Annotated in this window: 14 protein-coding genes; 10 read left to right on the top strand and 4 right to left on the bottom strand. The window is 32.6% G+C overall.

The features are described 5' to 3' along the window. From OIU80_RS16480 to OIU80_RS16470, 3 genes are all read left to right on the top strand, one after another. Positions 1 to 1,461, top strand: coding sequence for a glycoside hydrolase family 125 protein (locus OIU80_RS16480; RefSeq protein WP_035625006.1), 1,461 nt, complete (start codon positions 1 to 3; stop codon positions 1,459 to 1,461). 191 nt (positions 1,462 to 1,652) lie between these two features. Continuing rightward, a complete protein-coding gene (locus OIU80_RS16475; RefSeq protein WP_264288080.1) occupies positions 1,653 to 2,555 on the top strand; it encodes an ROK family protein in 903 nt (300 codons plus the stop codon). Between the two features lie 426 nt (positions 2,556 to 2,981). Then, positions 2,982 to 3,986: an isoaspartyl peptidase/L-asparaginase family protein gene (locus tag OIU80_RS16470; protein WP_264288079.1), complete on the top strand. Its 1,005-nt coding sequence runs from the start codon at positions 2,982 to 2,984 to the stop codon at positions 3,984 to 3,986. 104 nt (positions 3,987 to 4,090) lie between these two features. Here OIU80_RS16470 and OIU80_RS16465 read toward each other — a convergent pair whose 3' ends face one another. After that, positions 4,091 to 4,699, bottom strand: a complete 609-nt coding sequence (locus tag OIU80_RS16465) for a YkgJ family cysteine cluster protein (protein ID WP_264288078.1) — start codon at positions 4,697 to 4,699, stop codon at positions 4,091 to 4,093. 399 nt (positions 4,700 to 5,098) lie between these two features. On the opposite strand from OIU80_RS16465, the gene OIU80_RS16460 reads away from it, so the two are divergent. Next, positions 5,099 to 6,325 (top strand): TMEM143 family protein, encoded by a 1,227-nt coding sequence (locus tag OIU80_RS16460; protein WP_264288077.1) that lies wholly within the window; start codon positions 5,099 to 5,101, stop codon positions 6,323 to 6,325. 386 nt (positions 6,326 to 6,711) lie between these two features. Continuing rightward, a complete protein-coding gene (locus OIU80_RS16455) occupies positions 6,712 to 7,182 on the top strand; it encodes an Mpo1 family 2-hydroxy fatty acid dioxygenase (RefSeq protein WP_264288076.1) in 471 nt (156 codons plus the stop codon). 115 nt (positions 7,183 to 7,297) lie between these two features. Here the strand turns inward: OIU80_RS16455 and OIU80_RS16450 are convergent, their stop codons facing one another. Continuing rightward, positions 7,298 to 8,347, bottom strand: coding sequence for a helix-turn-helix domain-containing protein (locus OIU80_RS16450; RefSeq protein ID WP_264288075.1), 1,050 nt, complete (start codon positions 8,345 to 8,347; stop codon positions 7,298 to 7,300). Between the two features lie 328 nt (positions 8,348 to 8,675). Between OIU80_RS16450 and OIU80_RS16445 the strand changes: the two genes are divergently transcribed. Together OIU80_RS16445 and OIU80_RS16440 are read left to right on the top strand one after the other, a co-directional pair. After that, positions 8,676 to 11,105 (top strand): TonB-dependent receptor, encoded by a 2,430-nt coding sequence (locus OIU80_RS16445; RefSeq protein ID WP_264288074.1) that lies wholly within the window; start codon positions 8,676 to 8,678, stop codon positions 11,103 to 11,105. A 9-nt stretch (positions 11,106 to 11,114) separates the two neighbouring features. Then, on the top strand, positions 11,115 to 12,431 hold the full coding sequence (locus OIU80_RS16440; RefSeq protein ID WP_264288073.1) for a hypothetical protein: 1,317 nt from the start codon (positions 11,115 to 11,117) through the stop codon (positions 12,429 to 12,431). Positions 12,432 to 12,752: 321 nt separating this feature from the next. On the opposite strand, the gene OIU80_RS16435 is transcribed toward OIU80_RS16440, so the two are convergent. Beyond that, a complete protein-coding gene (locus OIU80_RS16435; RefSeq protein ID WP_264288072.1) occupies positions 12,753 to 13,616 on the bottom strand; it encodes an EamA family transporter in 864 nt (287 codons plus the stop codon). A 216-nt stretch (positions 13,617 to 13,832) separates the two neighbouring features. On the opposite strand from OIU80_RS16435, the gene OIU80_RS16430 reads away from it, so the two are divergent. Both OIU80_RS16430 and OIU80_RS16425 read left to right on the top strand, forming a co-directional pair. After that, on the top strand, positions 13,833 to 14,321 hold the full coding sequence (locus tag OIU80_RS16430) for a GNAT family N-acetyltransferase (protein ID WP_264288071.1): 489 nt from the start codon (positions 13,833 to 13,835) through the stop codon (positions 14,319 to 14,321). A gap of 3 nt (positions 14,322 to 14,324) precedes the next feature. Further along, positions 14,325 to 14,810: a MarR family winged helix-turn-helix transcriptional regulator gene (locus OIU80_RS16425; RefSeq protein WP_264288070.1), complete on the top strand. Its 486-nt coding sequence runs from the start codon at positions 14,325 to 14,327 to the stop codon at positions 14,808 to 14,810. A gap of 149 nt (positions 14,811 to 14,959) precedes the next feature. On the opposite strand, the gene OIU80_RS16420 is transcribed toward OIU80_RS16425, so the two are convergent. Further along, complete coding sequence (locus OIU80_RS16420; RefSeq protein WP_264288069.1) at positions 14,960 to 15,490, bottom strand: NAD(P)H-dependent oxidoreductase; 531 nt, start codon at positions 15,488 to 15,490, stop codon at positions 14,960 to 14,962. 163 nt (positions 15,491 to 15,653) lie between these two features. Between OIU80_RS16420 and OIU80_RS16415 the strand changes: the two genes are divergently transcribed. Further along, positions 15,654 to 16,022: a winged helix-turn-helix transcriptional regulator gene (locus OIU80_RS16415; protein ID WP_264288068.1), complete on the top strand. Its 369-nt coding sequence runs from the start codon at positions 15,654 to 15,656 to the stop codon at positions 16,020 to 16,022. Positions 16,023 to 16,158 lie beyond the last annotated feature (136 nt).

Genomic DNA, 16,158 nt, shown 5'->3' with positions numbered 1-16,158 from the left:
ATGCAATCACGTAGAAAATTTATAAAAAACACAGGAATTTTTTCAGCAGGATTATTGGCACTTCAAACTGATGTTTTCGGAATGCAATCGGATGCTTTTAATTTTGCACTAAAAGATTTTATTACCAAAAGACCACCATTAGCCGAAAGAAAATTCACAAGTAAAGCCATTGAAGCAGCTATTGTAAGAATCAAAAAACAAATTGCAAATCCAGAGCTAGCTTGGTTGTTCGAGAACTGTTTTCCTAATACATTAGACACAACTGTCGATTTTGAAATCATCGATGGTAAACCAGATACGTATGTAATTACAGGAGATATTGATGCGATGTGGTTACGTGATAGCACAGCACAAATATGGCCATATATCCCGTTTGTAAAAGAAGATAAAAAACTAGCCGAATTGGTAAAAGGAGTAATCAACCGCCAAACGAAATGTATTTTATTAGATCCTTATGCAAATGCTTTTTACAAAGATTTTAATCAGGTAAGCGAATGGAAGAATGATATGACCAAAATGCAACCTGGTATTCACGAACGAAAATGGGAGATTGATAGTTTGTGTTACCCGATACGATTGGCACACGGATATTGGAAGGAAACAGGAGACATCAGTTTGTTTGATAGCAAGTGGAAAGAAGCGATGCTTTTGGTACTACAAACTTTTAAGGAACAACAACGCTGGACTGATAAAGGGCCATACAATTTCCAGAGAGTAACAGCTTGGGCTACAGATGGTGTACCATTAAGCGGTTACGGATATCCTGTAAAACCATGCGGATTAATTGTTTCGACTTTCAGACCAAGTGACGATAGTACTTTATTCGGATATTTAATTCCGAGTAATATGTTTGCTATCGAAGTATTAGGATATCTACAGGAAATATTCTCTTTACCAGCATTAAAAGACAATGATTTAGTAGCCAAAGCTAAAGAATTGCAAGGGCAAGTTCAGAAAGGATTAGAAGAAAATGGAATCATCGATCATCCAAAATTTGGAAAAATTATTGCTTTTGAAGTAAATGGATACGGAAGTTTTCATATGATGGATGATGCCAATGTTCCTTCATTATTATCATTACCCTATTTAGGAGCTATTGAGCCAGACAGTCCACTATATTTGAATACGCGTAAAGTAGTACTTTCAGAAAACAATCCATTTTTCTACAAAGGAAAAGCAGGAGAAGGTGTTGGAGGTCCACATACAGGAACAGATACCATTTGGCCTATGAGTATTGTATTGAGAGCTATAACTAGTGTCGACGAAAATGAAATAAAACATTGCATTAGCAATTTGATAAAAACAAATGCTGATACAGGATTTATGCACGAGTCATTTCATAAAGACGATGTTACTAAGTTTACCCGAAAATGGTTTGCTTGGGCAAATACACTTTTTGGAGAAATGATAGTACACACAAGCATTCATTACCCACAAATTTTAAAAGACAAAAACATTTAAAAAACTAAAAATATTTGCCATTAAGAGATTAATAAAAATTGAGTTTTTTTAGAATCGAGAAGATATTTACCATTAAGAGATTAAGAAAAATGAAGCAGTTGGACTTAATAAACTTAATTTCTTAATGGTAAAAAATAAAAATCAAACTAAATTTTTAAACTCTTAACGGTTCAATTCCAAAATACAAAAGAATGAATAAAGAATATGCCGTTGGATTAGACATTGGGGGCACACATATTACTGCAGCGGTTATAGATATAACAGATATGAAAGTGATTGATTTTTCATTGCATAAAGAGTCTTTTGACTCTAATTTGCCAGTGGAAGAAGTGATGACTATTTGGGAAAAAGCAATTCGTACCTCAATCGAAAATTCCAAAGTTGAGAACACCACAGGATTAGCAGTGTGTATGCCAGGCCCATTTGATTATACGAATGGAGTTTGCTGGATAAAAGGACAATCAAAATACGAACATTTTTACGGATTAAATGTTAGAGATTTATTTAAAGATAAATTGAATCTTTCAAGTGATTTTCCGATTTTTTTCGAGAACGATGCGGTTTGTTTTGGTAAAGGAGAAGTTTTTAAAGATACTGAGAACCTTTCTAAAAAAGTAATGGCAATTACATTAGGTACAGGACTTGGTGCTTGTTTTATAGACAAAGGAGAGTCAATTAGTACAGGCGATTTAGTACCAAAGGATGGTGAAATATACGACCTTCGATATAAAGAAGGAATAGCCGAAGATTACGTTTCTGCACGCGGACTTATAGCTGGTTATTTCGCTTTAAGCGGAAAAGAAATAAACAATGGATTAGAACTTTTTAATTTGGCTACGGCTGGAGATACAATGGCTAAAAAAGCTTTTGAACAAATGGGGGAAGATTTAGCCGTAATAGTGCTTCCGTGGTTAGCGACTTTCTCAGCCGATAGTTTTATTATAGGAGGAAAGATTGCAAATGCCAGTGAATTTTTCTTGCCGTTTTTTAACAAAAAAATAAAAGAAGCAGGAAGTAATGTTACAGTATCTATTTCTACAGATAATGAAAAAGCAGCTTTATTAGGTGCTACAAGTATGCTTTATAAAGCTTAGATTTGATTATATTAGATGATTTTTTTAGCCACAGATTTAAGGATTAAAAAAGATTTATTGATAAGAATTTCTATGCTGTAAGGTTTCCGAAATCTTGTAGACAAAATAAGTCCCAGCGGGACGATATATTTATAGAAAAAAAAATATTCCAACAGAAACCCCATCGGGGTGGTATTTTAGTAATTAAAATAAAAATGTAGATGTCGCTCCGCTGGAGCTTTAACTAGAAAATGTATATATTGGCTATAAATATTGCGCTCCGATGGAGTTTTTAAGGGAATTCCGATATTACTTATATGGTTTAAATTTATTTTAGTGTTTAATGCGAGAGTAAAACAATTTTACTGCAGATTAAAAAATCCTTTTAATCTTTTAATCTGTGGCTAATAAAACAAACATATTTAGTAGGTTAACAAAAATATAGATATGACAAACTCAAATCGTCGAAATTTTATAAAAACAGCAGCAATAGCTTCAGTTGCCGTAGCATTGCAATCTTTCAATTCAGATTCGAAAGAAGAAGAAAAAGTTTTGATATCTAAGAAAGTAAAAAAGCCAATTGTGCTCTCTACATGGAAGTTTGGAATTCCTGCAAATGAAGCTGCTTGGGAAGTTTTAAAAAGAAAAGGAAGCGCTCTGGATGCTGTAGAAGCAGGAGTAAAAATCCCAGAAGGCGACCCCAAAGAACGAAGCGTTGGTTATGGCGGACGTCCAGACAGGGATGGTCGTGTAACGCTGGATGCTTGTATCATGGATGAAAATGCCAATATTGGTTCAGTAGCTTCTTTAGAATATATAAAACATCCCATTTCGGTAGCAAGAGCCGTAATGGAAAAAACGACTCATGTAATGTTAGTTGGTGATGGCGCTTTGCAATTTGCATTAACACAAGGTTTCAAAAAAGAAAACCTGCTAACAGAAGAGTCAGAAAAAGAATGGAAAGAATGGCTGAAAGACAGCAAGTACAAACCAATTGCCAATATCGAGAATCACGATACTATTGGAATGATTGCTTTGGATGCCAACGGAAATCTTTCGGGTGCGTGTACCACAAGCGGAATGGCTTTTAAAATGCATGGACGCGTTGGAGATTCTCCAATTATAGGAGCAGGTTTATATGTTGATAACGAAATAGGAGCTGCAACAGCTACAGGACATGGAGAAGAAGTAATCCGAATTTCAGGTTGCCATCTCGTTGTAGAGTTAATGCGACAAGGGAAATCACCTCAAAAAGCCTGTGAAGAAGCTGTAGCAAGAATTGTAAAACTAACCAAGAACAGAAACAAAGATTTAAAAGATATTCAGGTAGGATTCATCGCCTTGAATAAAGCAGGGGAATATGGTTCTTATTGTATTCAAGGAGGTTTTAACTATGCGGTTTATGATGATACAGGAAATAAATTAATCGATGCCGATTATTTTCTGAAGTAAAATAGTAGTTAACTCATAAAGAGTTAAATGTTTTTTAATGCGCAAATGTCTTTGAATTTGCGCATTTTTTATGTTTAGATAATGAGAATAAATAGAAGTCAGAATTAGGCAATATTTTCCAATCCACCCGGAAATGGTCTGTAGGCATAATAATGCAAGACTTCTTCGATAGCCATTTTTAGCGCTTCGTTTATAGGGAGTAATTTAATTCCCATTTTAAGATCAATTTGCGCTAGACGCATATAATAATCGGTAAAAATAGGTACGTTTTTTCCTTTATTGATTAATTCTTCGGCTGTTTGAAAGTTTTCTTGTTGTTCTTCTTTTATAATTTTGCAGGTTGCTAATCGTAATTTTCCATATTTATCAGTGTTTGCAGCATAACCAAAAAGGCGGCATATTAATCCACGATAACGATAATTGGTACAGTTTCCTTTGTGATGTTCTAAAACAGAGAGAGGATGGTATAAGTGGCAATAATTACTAGAAGAATTATTTAGTTGTGTTAAGGTTTCTTCGGCTTTGCCATTCAAGAACAAATGAAATGCCCAAGGTAAGAATTCTAAAGGAGAAGCGTCTATACTTGGGTTGGAACAGCATTTGCCGCAACCAGCGTTGCAAAACAAATGGGTTTCAGATTTAAAAGCAGTAATTTCAATCTCAAGGCGGTCAAACAATGCTTCAACGAGCCGAACTTTATGTTCTATTGCCATTTTTTTGTGTAAGGTAGGCTAATAGAAATGGCTCATGCTATACTATGCTTTTTTTTGTGAATAGATTTTAAAAGACTCAATGGTTCTGAGTGGCAAAGGTTCAAAGGTTTTAGGAAAGGTACTGAGATACTAAGAAGCAAAGTTGCATAGTTTACAAAATAAAAAATGTGATTTTTTTAGGTTATTATATTTGTTTCTAAAAGAAACAGTCTAAGAATCTCCATAAGTAGTTTCTTAATTTTACCCTTAGGGATTGGTTCTAAGTTAGAAAGAAAAGTTAGCAGTAAAGTATAAGGCTAGAGAGTTTTTGTCTACGCAAACTTAGTGCCATTGAACCTTAGTACCTTTCCTAAAACCTTTGTACATTTGCCCCTTTAAAAAAAAGCCCTAAAACCCCATATGAAACGAGAACATTATATTCCCTTTAATAAGGAATTCTTACTCGAACAACAAATAGCAACTATCTGTGAAGACCCAAAAAAGGTTGATGATTTTAAAAAGTTATTTGATATAATCGAACATTATTATCATTATGAAGCTTTTAATCTTAACCGAAATCTAAAACAAAATTATGCTTTATTTGACCCAGATTTAACCGCAAAAGAGCGGGAAGGATTCATTGGTAAAAGTGATTTTGGAGTTTTTAAAGAAACACTTCATACAGTTCTGGAGCATGGTAATTACAGACGTATTGATAAAGAAACTTTGGATAATGCTTTTAAAGATTCTGATTTAATAGGGCTAAATCTTGCTATAGATTTTAATGCATTTAAAGATTATGAATTGTATGTTCGAGGAAGTCATAAGGCTAAAGAAACGGTAACGAAATTTGTTTTTTGGAAGAAAGAAATAGAGATTGAATACTATGATCGTGTTATGATTTATCTCAATTATAACGATGCCGATTATCTTAACTCAAAAAAAGTAAAATTAGGGAAGATGCCTATTGATCCGGGATCTATAATTTTAAAAATTTTTAAGCGTGTTCCTAAAAATGATCTGGAAACGATATTCCCAAATGCGATTCCCATGATGTCGAATACAGATAAATTATTGCTCTGGGTTCCTGGAATTTTTGGAGGAGTATCTTTATTGAGTACTACAGTAATTCCGGCGTTAATTGGTATGTATGGAGCCTATCAATCGGGGGAGGCAATTGATTTATTAAATAGTAAAACTTCACTTAATCAAGGTTTAATTGCATTAGGAATACTATCTGCGTATTTATTTCGCCAATACAGCAATTTTGTAAATAAGAAGATTAAATATTCCAAAATGCTTTCAGATAGTCTTTACTTTAAGAATCTGGGAAACAATAGTGGTGCATTTTATTCTTTGTTGAATTCTTCAGAGGAAGAAGTGCTTAAGGAAACTATTTTGGCGTATGCATTTTTAAGCAGAAGCATGGAGCCTTTAACTGCAGAAGAATTAGATTATCAAATAGAATCATGGTTTTTGACAAAATTAGATACCGATTTAGATTTTGATGTAAATGATGCTCTGTTAAAATTAAAAAGTATCGGACTTGCTTTAGAAATAAATGAAAAGTGGGAAGTGATTTCGCTTGATAAAGCACTCATCAAAATTGATGAATTATGGGATGGGGTTTTTGATTATAATAGTTGAGGTTCAAAGGTTCTGAGGTTCTGAGGTTCTGAGGTTCTGAGGTTCAAAGGTACAAAGGTTCTGAGGCTCAAAGGCTCTGAGGCTCAAAGGTTTTTTGAAGAAAAGGGACAAAGGTACAAAGGCTCTGAGGTACAAAGGTTGTTTAGTTTGCGGATAAAACGATCTTAGTCTTTTTTGGCTATTTGATTTCTTTTAGCGTAAACCAATCCTAGTATTCTTTATTCCCCTAATATTTATCCAAACCCAAAACCTTTGTACCTTTGTACCTTTGTACCTTTGTACCTTTTCTTCAAAAAAACCTCAGCACCTCAGCACCTTTCCTGAAAAAAAAACTTTTGCATCTTCCATAAAATTTATTAGATTTACGTTTACCTAAATCCTGTAATATGAGAACGTTAGAACAATGGTTTGAAGAATATGCAGTAAGTCATCAGAACCCAATGAATAAAGCAATACATTATATATGTGTGCCTGCTATTTATTTTTCGATTGTGGGATTATTAATGAGTATTCCGAGTAGTTTTATTGCCAATATTTTAAAATTGAATGCTCCAATAATCGAAAATTGGGCTGTGGTAGTATTGCTTTTTGTACTTGTTTTTTATATTCGATTATCGGTTGCAATGGCTTTTAAGATTGCAATATTGTCAGCTATTTGTCTGATTGCGAATTATTACATTGGACAAGTTTTTCCATTATGGATTTTTTCAATTGGTGTTTTTGTTATTGCATGGGTTGGGCAATTTTACGGACACAATATTGAAGGCAAAAAACCTTCTTTCTTAAAAGATCTTCAGTTTTTAATGATTGGCCCAGCTTGGGTGGTTGAGAATTTATTTTCTAAGAAAAAAAACTAAAGAACTAAACTTCTATGAAGTAAAGGTTTATAATTCCTATTTTGGATTACTAAATGGATGACAAATAGCTATTTCATGAGTGAAGTTGCTGCTATAAAACCTTAAGCGAATGGGCTTAAATTAGTATTAAATCCAAAACTGATATTTCTGTTATAAAAGGGCAAAGCAGACTAACTACTATTTCTTTAGCTTTTGTAAAACTCGCAGCCACTTGATTAGCCTGATTCTTAATTTGACTAGGTGGATAACCAAAATATTTACGGAATGCTGTACTAAAATGATTTGGAGTTTTATATCCTAAAGATTCTGCTACTTGATATATATTAAGTTCGTCTTTTAGTAATTTTTGTTTGGCTTCGTTCATTTTTAGTTCGTTTAAATATCCAAAAACGGTTGTGCCAAATAGTTCTTTAAAGTATTTCTTTAACTTGAATTCGTTGGTTCCTACCTTACGGGCAAGATCAATTAGAGAACAAGGGGTAATAATATTTTGTGTAACCAATTCTCTTGCATGGTGCATTCTTTCTATATCAATTTTTGGAATCTTAATAGAATTGTCTTGTGTTTGGGTTAACTGTTCTACTTGTAGCAACAATAATTCTGTAACTTTAGTTTCCATGTACATTCTACGGAAATGTCCTGTTCTTTCGCAAGAAACAATATCTCTTACGGTAGTCAGAATTTCTGGTGACATGATTTCGCTATATTTTATTTGTTTTGCAGGATTTTCATTAGAACAGGTCGTGATAAATTCGAAATCTAAATCTAATGAATCTACAAGGTTAGTGTAGTTGTCTTGAGGAATTAATATCGACAGGTATTCCAAGACTGTTGAGGTAGCAGGAAGTTTTGCCAGTTTTGTACCTGCTGGCAAGTAGTGTATTTGATGATGCATCAAATTAGAACATCCTTTCATAAAAAAGAACATTTGTATGACAGGTTCGTCCGTATAATATTCAAGTTTTATAGGCTTAAGTAAATCTACTTCAATATAATTTATAAAAAAGGTTCCAGCTAAAGTATGACTATCCTTTATAGTTCCATATTCTGGGTCATTATAGGTATTGATTTCTTCAATAAGCTCACAAGTTTGGGCATCTTCACTAAAAAACACCTTGTCACAGAGTTTATAGTTAATATCTTTTATCGTGGTTTTAAGTTGCATGGAAATTCTTACTTTGAGATAATGCAAATATACACTTAATATTCCATATATGTATTGAGTCTAAATAAAAACAATCCTTTTTGTGTATGTTATAATCCTTAATTGAAACCCTTATCCTGAGAGACTAGAGGTAAGTTTGCACGTAAATTAATAATGCCAATTTTACTTTGTAATGGGTTTCAAAAACTACATAGATTGTCTTATAGCAATCAAGAATATAATAACTGCTTGTATAATAAATAGTTCTGATTCTGTTTTTAGGTTGGATATAATGACTTTTTTTTCGAAAAATGAAAATGGTTTAACTTTTAAAAAGAATAGTTCTTTATTGAAATCTTTAAAATACAGCCTATTTTTTATTTCTATATTTTTTTTACCATCAGGTTTATTAGCTCAAAAGGGAACTCTTTCGGGGGTTTTAAAATTAGAAAATGGAACGCCGATTACTTATGCAGCGGTTGCTGTTAAAAACACTAATCATCAGATGATTACTGATGATGAGGGTAAGTTTGAGTTTAGAGGTTTGGTTTATGGGAAGTATGAAATTGAAGTAAGCTCTATCGAAATTACCCGAAAAAGTATTAATGTACATTTTAAAGGGAGCAACGAAAGGATAGTTTTAATTGTTGAACCTTCGGAAAGTTTAGGCTTAAAAGAAGTCATAATAAATGTTAAGACTGAGAAAAAAGAGGTAGAGACAAAAGGGTTTGCTGTAAATGTGATCGAAACTCAAAAGATGGCTATGCAATCGATACAAACTAATGAACTGCTAGACCGTTCAGCAGGAGTTCGTATTAGACAAGATGGTGGATTGGGATCTAAGATTGATTATAATATTAATGGTTTATCAGGTAATGCTGTTAAGGTTTTTATTGACGGTATTCCTGCTTCAAATTTTGGTTCATCATATTCTTTAAATAGTATTCCTCCTGCTTTAATTGATCGTATTGAAGTTTATAAAGGGGTAGTTCCTGCTAATCTTTCTGAGGATGCTTTGGGCGGAGCGATAAATATTATTTTAAAGAAAAAAACTAGAAATTCTCTTGTAACATCTTATTCTCTAGGTTCATTTAATACGCACCAATGGAATATTGCAAGCAATTACCGAAAAGAGAATGGACTTACAGTTGATGCTTCGGCTTTTTATAATTATAGTGATAACAATTATGAAGTTTGGGGAAAAAGCATCACTTTCAAGGATTATACAGGTAAAACTACAAGTAACCATCATGCAAAACGTTTTCATGATGCTTATAAATCATACGGAACCAAGGTAGAAGTTGGTTTTACAGATGTAAAATGGGCCGACAGATTTATGATTGGGGGGATTTTATCTAAGGATTATAAAGAAGTTCAGCATGGTATTACAATGGATAATGTATATGGTGACCGTCATACCAGACGTAATTCTAGTATTGCTACATTGACTTATAGTAAGAACGATTTTTTGGCAAAAGGATTATCATTTAAAGCAGATGCTAGTTATTCTTATCTAAAAAGACAAGCAATAGATACTGTAGGTGTTATGTATGACTGGAGAGGAAAACCATTGATGTATCCTGATGGAACTTATGTAAAATATACTAGTGGAGCTGAGGTTTCTAGTGCTAAAACTTTGGGAATTAATACTGATAAGACCTTGTTTGTTCGTACAAACTTAGGATATACTATTAATGATAATAACACGATATACGCCAATTATATGTATAATAATTTTATACGTGGCATATCAGATGAATTACAACCTTTAGGACTGCAATTATTAGAGAATACAAGAGATTTACAAAAAAACATCGTTTCGTTTACTTATGAGAATCTTGCTTTTTCTCAAAAACTAAGAACTAATATTTTTTATAAACATTATTTTCAAAAGGCTACTTCAAATGAGCCCTACAGGAATGATATTATTACGGGTGTACCTAATTACGAAAAGAGAGAATTTACTAAAAAATCTGATTTTAGCGGATATGGTATTACTTTATCTTATGAGCTAAATCCTAATTTGTATTTATTGGGATCTGCAGAAAAAGCAATGCGTTTGCCTAGTGCCAACGAATTATTTGGTAATGTTAATGATAATTTACTTGCGCCGGCAGGAGAACTAAAGCCTGAAACGAGTTATAATGTAAACATAGGAGTAAATTGGGCTGGATTAAAATTTGATAATCATTCTATTAGGTTAAATACATCTCTTTTTTACAGAGATACAAAAGGAATGATTCGAGAATCGATAAGAGCAGGAAGCTTTACCTATTCGCAATTTGAAAACTTAGAGAATGTAATGTCTCGCGGTATAGATGCTGAGATAATTTATGACTATGCCAAGAAGTTTAATCTCTCTTTTAATATATCAAAATTTGAGTCTTTGTTTAATACCAGATTTGATGCCAATGGTGCTCCATATTTATTTTATCGTATGCAAATAAGAAACGAGCCTTCGTTTAAATTTAATATCAATGCAATTTATTATCAGGATGATTTATTTGCAAAAAAATCAAAGGCTTCTATTTATTATAACATCAGCTACGTAGATGAATTTCTTAGAAATTGGGCAAACGTAGGAGGAAAAAATCTAGACTATATTCCAACACAATTTTCTAATAGCATAGGGATTGCCTATACTTTTCCATCTAATAAATTCACAATTAGTGTGGATGCAAAAAACATATTTGACCAACAAATATTTGACAATTTTGGTTTACAAAAACCAGGTCGTGCATTTTATGCCAAATTAACATATTCATTAACTTCAAAATAATTAATCGCAATGAAAATTAAATTTAGAAATTTAAAAAGTACATTATTCTCAGGGGCTTGTGCAATAGCATTACTAAGCTCATGTAGTAATAATGATAGTAATGAGGATATTGCACCAACATTACCCGTAACAAAAGATTTTCAGATGGTATTTGCTAGTGGTTCTGGGAGTATTTCTGGTACTTATCTTCAGGGGGTTACAGATCTTTCTAAAGGCGAGGTATCATTTTCTGGAAAAGGGTATTCGATGACATCATCGCGTACAGCCAGAGTATTTACATCTACAGATGGTTCGATCGTTTACAGTCTTAATTATACAGTGGGTACTATTGATAAGTTAACGTATCATGGCGGACAAAATTATAAAATGGTAACTACTATAGACGCTTCTATTCCATTGGGGGTAAAGGCTGTTCGTTTTACTAAAATGAATGACAAAGTGGGTTCTGTACACAGTATTGCTGCTATTCCATTATATGCAGGAGCTAATAATACAGAGTATTTAAAGCACAAAATGACTGTAACTATTGGTCTTCTTGATTTAGAGGCAATGTCAATAGGAAACAATTTCAAGAAAGACATTGACTTAGTTCTTCCAGGAACTTTAGCAAGTGAAGGGTATTATATTTCTCGTATTGATTGTCCAGTTATTTCTGGAAATAAATTGTATTATGGAGCATCTGTAAGCAAGTTTAATACAGCAACTGGTAAAGGAGGAGAAACAGATAAGACTTTTACTCTTGTACTTGATTATCCAAGCTTAACTAATGCTACTGTAATTAGTACTTCACACGTTAAAGGAGCAACAAATGGATATCGTACACCTACGCAACACTTTAATGAAGCTGGTGAAATCATGCAAATGGTTAGCAATGGTAAAGATTTAAATATCGTAAAAATTAAAGACGGGAAATATGATGAATCATATAAGCTTAGTGTAAGCGAATTGTTAGGTAAACCAGCTTCTAGTAATGGTTGGTTTTATGCTGGCAATGGAATTGGTTATATTCCTTATGAGAAATTAGATCAAGATAAAATTCAGATTGGTGTTGATTCAAATGGAGAAAAATCGTATTCAGCTCCTTGGGGATTGGCAAGAATCGACTTTAAAAATAACACAGTTTTAGATTTAAACGTACCTAAAGGATTATGGTTGCAACAATACCAAAATTCGGTTGTGAGAGATGGAAAATTCTATATTGCATTAACTCCAGTTGGTGTAGAGGGTAACATTTATATATTTGATGTAAACTCTACAAGTCCTGATGGTACTGTAGGTGCAAAAGTTACTTCAGGTGCTGATCAATATTATATCGGAATATTTTAATAAAGGTTCTGAAAAAAGGTACTAAGGCGCTGAGATGCTAAGGTTCTAAATAACAAAGGTTCAAAGATTGTCTGGTTTATATATAAACTTGAGCAATCTTTGAACCTTTGAACTTTTCTACACAATCCTTTTATAGAAAGGTGCTAAGTAAAGTTTACTTATTTTACACATAAGACAATTATACTATTGTTCTCTGAGCGTAGGTATAATTATAAATTAGGAAAGGATAAGACTAAAATACCAATGAGTAAATGTTCAGTCTAGCTTTTCTACTTCAATAGTTAAGGAAAAAATCCTTCTAAAACTCGTAATGAAGATTCCCTAATCTTTGATTTGAATTGCTTTCTTAGCAGTCATTGTAGAACCAGCAGATGCTATTATTACAAAAAACACGGCAAGTATTTCGCTAGAAGCAAGATGTTCTTGTAAAAAGAAAAAGGCACAAATTGAGGCTGCAGCAGGTTCTAGACTCATTAAAATACTAAAAGTACGTGGAGGTAGTTGTCCAAGTGCTTTCATTTCTAAGGTAAATGGTATTGCACTTGATAGCAATGCAAGTGCGATTCCCATTCCTAAATAAGTTGGAGTTAGGTTGCTTAATCCGTTTTCCATAATCCCAAAAGGAACGATAAGTAGCGATGCAAATAACATTCCGGTTGATACTGCATCACCATCTTTCATTACTTTCGAAACTTTTCCACCCAAGACAATATAAGTTGCCCAGAAGACACCAGCTAATAATGCAAAAAATACTCCAATAAGGTCAATTCCATTGCCAGACCATGGTGCAATAAGGGCAATTCCTATCGCAGCAAGTAATACCCAAAAATAATCTACCATACGTTTTGATCCAAAAACGGCTAGTACCAAAGGACCTATAAACTCTAATGTAACTCCTAAACCAACAGGAATTCGTTCTATTGCGAGGTAAAAGATTAAGTTCATTGAACCTAATGACAATCCATAAGGAATAACAAGTTTCCATTGTTCGGGTGTGATCGCACGCAAGTTTGGTCTGTATGCCAATAATAATATTATTGCAGAAATACCTATTCGTAATGATGCTGTTCCAGCTGCACCGATAGCAGGGAAAAGACTTTTGGCAATTGCCGCTCCAAATTGTACGCTTATAATTGCTAAAAGTATTGCTGGAAGTGGTGGTATATTTATTAATTTATTTTTCATGAAAGGGTTCAAATTATGAGGGCGCAAAAGTACAAAAAAATTTACTCAGAATTTTTGCCAATAAGTTAAATGAATTGTAATGTTTTTAGAAGCTGTTTTTAATGAAAAAGATGCGTCATTACTTAGCTATTTAGTTGTAGGTTGTTAAAATTTTAATAAAATAATTTTGTTTTAGGTATTTAACTACGTAGTTTTGAATTATAAATATTTTAAGTTATGAATATAATAATTGTTCCTATTAAAGATGATTATTCAGAAGCAGTAGTTGATTTAATATTAAACATTCAGCAAAAAGAATTTAATGTTCCGATAACTCTGGAAGATCAACCTGATCTTCTTGAAATAAATCAATTTTACCACAAAAAAGGAGGTTGCTTTTGGGGAGCTTTTATTGATGGAGAATTAGTTGGTACTATTGCCTTAGTAAAATATGATGATAGGGAAGGTGCGATCAGAAAGATGTTTGTAAAAAAAGAATATCGAGGTAAAGAGTTATATATTGCTCAACAACTTTTGGATACATTAATTGCTTATAGCAAGCAAAATGGTTTACTTGATTTATATTTGGGAACAGTTTCGATATTAGAAGCAGCTTTGCGCTTTTATGAAAGAAATAATTTTGTACGAATTGAGAAAGGAACACTTCCAGATGCATTTCCTATAGTAGATGTTGATAATGTATTTTGTCATTTAAAATTAAATTAGGATATGGTTAATATAATAGATGAATCGGGTATTTTGGCTTTATCTACAAGACTGCAACGTCTTAGTGAACAGCTGCGTAAAGATGGCGCGATGCTCTACAAATCATTTGATATTGAGTTTGAACCCAAATGGTTTCCAGTAATTTATACGCTTCATAATAAAGGTGTATTAAGTATTGTAGAAATTGCTAATGAGATTGGTTATACACATCCATCTACAATTAGTTTGCTAAAAGAATTAGAAAAACAAAAGCTTATCCGTTCCAAAAAAGATAAGGAAGATGAGCGTAAACGTTTAATTGTACTTACCACAAAAGGACAAGATCTTATCTTAAAAATGAAACCTGTTTGGGGTATTATCTCTGAAGTTCTTAATGAAATCACAGATAATGAGAATAATTTACTAAAAGCCATAAATGAAGCCGAAAGTAAAATTGCCAATCAGAGTTTTCTGCAAAGAGCATTACAATTAAAAGAGAGTAAATCATAGATAGTATAAAAAAACGGGATACTATAAAGAAAAGAAGAAAGTAAAACACGAATTAGTCTCTGAAATTAATTTGATTTCTCAAACTAAGTTAATCATTAAATAGAAGTGATAATTTGTGCAATTCGTGTTTACTTTTATACGTTACGATTTTATAAATTGGCTATAAAAGAAATATAATCTTGTGCGCTTTTTTCTATTCTTTCAGTAGTAGCGTTATGTTCTGCACCATAAAAAGCGAATAACGGTTTATAGTCGGCTTTTATGTAATTAAAAGTAACTTCGAAGGGAGCTGTTAATTGTTCTAAGGTGTATTTGTATCTGCCTGTTGCGCTGTAGTCTTCTTGATTAATTCCAGCAGCTATTCCTAATGCAATTTTCTTATTGCTTAGTTTATATCCACTTTTTGAGCCATATGCCCATCCATGTGTTAATACTTCATCTAACCATTTCTTGAATAATGGCGGGCAATTAAACCAGTAAAAAGGGAATTGGAATATTATTGTATTATGTGCTTCTACAAGCTGTTTTTCTTTCTCAATATCGATGTTTCCATCTGGATACGCGCTATGTAAATCATGTAAGAGATACTTTTCGGGATGTTTTTTTAATTCCTCAATCCATCGTTTGTTTATAATAGAATTTTTTAAATCGGGATGTATGATAATTACTAAAGTTTTCATGTTATGAATTTTAAATTTTTGCTGGTGCAAATATCAAACTCATTCAAGGATTAATCAATAAGGGGTTAATTAATCATGTAGTGATAAATTAATCACCATTGATAATTAAGGCAGTTACTTCATTTATTTTTACTTTTGTAGATTAATAAAAGTAACTAAAACGATGTATCAACGAAAAATTCCGATAGATTATAATTGTGGTCTTAGTGTTGCAATGGAAGTAGTAGGTTCTAAATGGAAATTTTGTTTATTGGATGAAATTCATAAAGGAATAAAACGCCCTAAAGATTTGGTTTTAGCTATTAATGGCATTAGCAAGCGAGTATTACAAAACCAATTAAGAGAACTGGAATTACATGGGCTTTTGGCAAAAACAATTTATACTGAAATTCCTTTGCGAGTTGAATATTACCTTACAGAAACTGGAGTATCTCTTTTACCTTTAATTGTTGCGCTTGATAAGTGGGGAATGAATTTTGCTCCTCAGTTAAAAACAATATTAGAAAACGAAAGTTTTGAAACCCAGATGTAAGTTTGTGAAGTTAAAGTTCTCTCGCGAAGATACTAAGGTACAAAGTTTTACTTTTATAATTTATTTTCTTTGCGAGAGATTTATTTATAATTGTGTTATAGCTGTTTAATAATCAATACGTTTAAAAGCTTCGATC

The sequence above is a fragment of the Flavobacterium frigoritolerans genome (assembly GCF_025847275.1).
Lineage (GTDB): Bacteria > Bacteroidota > Bacteroidia > Flavobacteriales > Flavobacteriaceae > Flavobacterium > Flavobacterium frigoritolerans.
This window is presented reverse-complemented; position numbering and strand designations above follow the sequence as displayed.

Excerpts from the sequence above, each read along its gene's own strand:
- OIU80_RS16480 (WP_035625006.1), top strand. The coding sequence starts at position 1 with ATGCAATCACGTAGAAAATTTATAAAAAACACAGGAATTTTTTCAGCA.
- OIU80_RS16475 (WP_264288080.1), top strand. The coding sequence starts at position 1,653 with ATGAATAAAGAATATGCCGTTGGATTAGACATTGGGGGCACACATATT.
- OIU80_RS16470 (WP_264288079.1), top strand. The coding sequence starts at position 2,982 with ATGACAAACTCAAATCGTCGAAATTTTATAAAAACAGCAGCAATAGCT.
- OIU80_RS16465 (WP_264288078.1), bottom strand. The coding sequence starts at position 4,699 with ATGGCAATAGAACATAAAGTTCGGCTCGTTGAAGCATTGTTTGACCGC.
- OIU80_RS16460 (WP_264288077.1), top strand. The coding sequence starts at position 5,099 with ATGAAACGAGAACATTATATTCCCTTTAATAAGGAATTCTTACTCGAA.
- OIU80_RS16455 (WP_264288076.1), top strand. The coding sequence starts at position 6,712 with ATGAGAACGTTAGAACAATGGTTTGAAGAATATGCAGTAAGTCATCAG.
- OIU80_RS16450 (WP_264288075.1), bottom strand. The coding sequence starts at position 8,347 with ATGCAACTTAAAACCACGATAAAAGATATTAACTATAAACTCTGTGAC.
- OIU80_RS16440 (WP_264288073.1), top strand. The coding sequence starts at position 11,115 with ATGAAAATTAAATTTAGAAATTTAAAAAGTACATTATTCTCAGGGGCT.
- OIU80_RS16435 (WP_264288072.1), bottom strand. The coding sequence starts at position 13,616 with ATGAAAAATAAATTAATAAATATACCACCACTTCCAGCAATACTTTTA.
- OIU80_RS16430 (WP_264288071.1), top strand. The coding sequence starts at position 13,833 with ATGAATATAATAATTGTTCCTATTAAAGATGATTATTCAGAAGCAGTA.
- OIU80_RS16425 (WP_264288070.1), top strand. The coding sequence starts at position 14,325 with ATGGTTAATATAATAGATGAATCGGGTATTTTGGCTTTATCTACAAGA.
- OIU80_RS16420 (WP_264288069.1), bottom strand. The coding sequence starts at position 15,490 with ATGAAAACTTTAGTAATTATCATACATCCCGATTTAAAAAATTCTATT.
- OIU80_RS16415 (WP_264288068.1), top strand. The coding sequence starts at position 15,654 with ATGTATCAACGAAAAATTCCGATAGATTATAATTGTGGTCTTAGTGTT.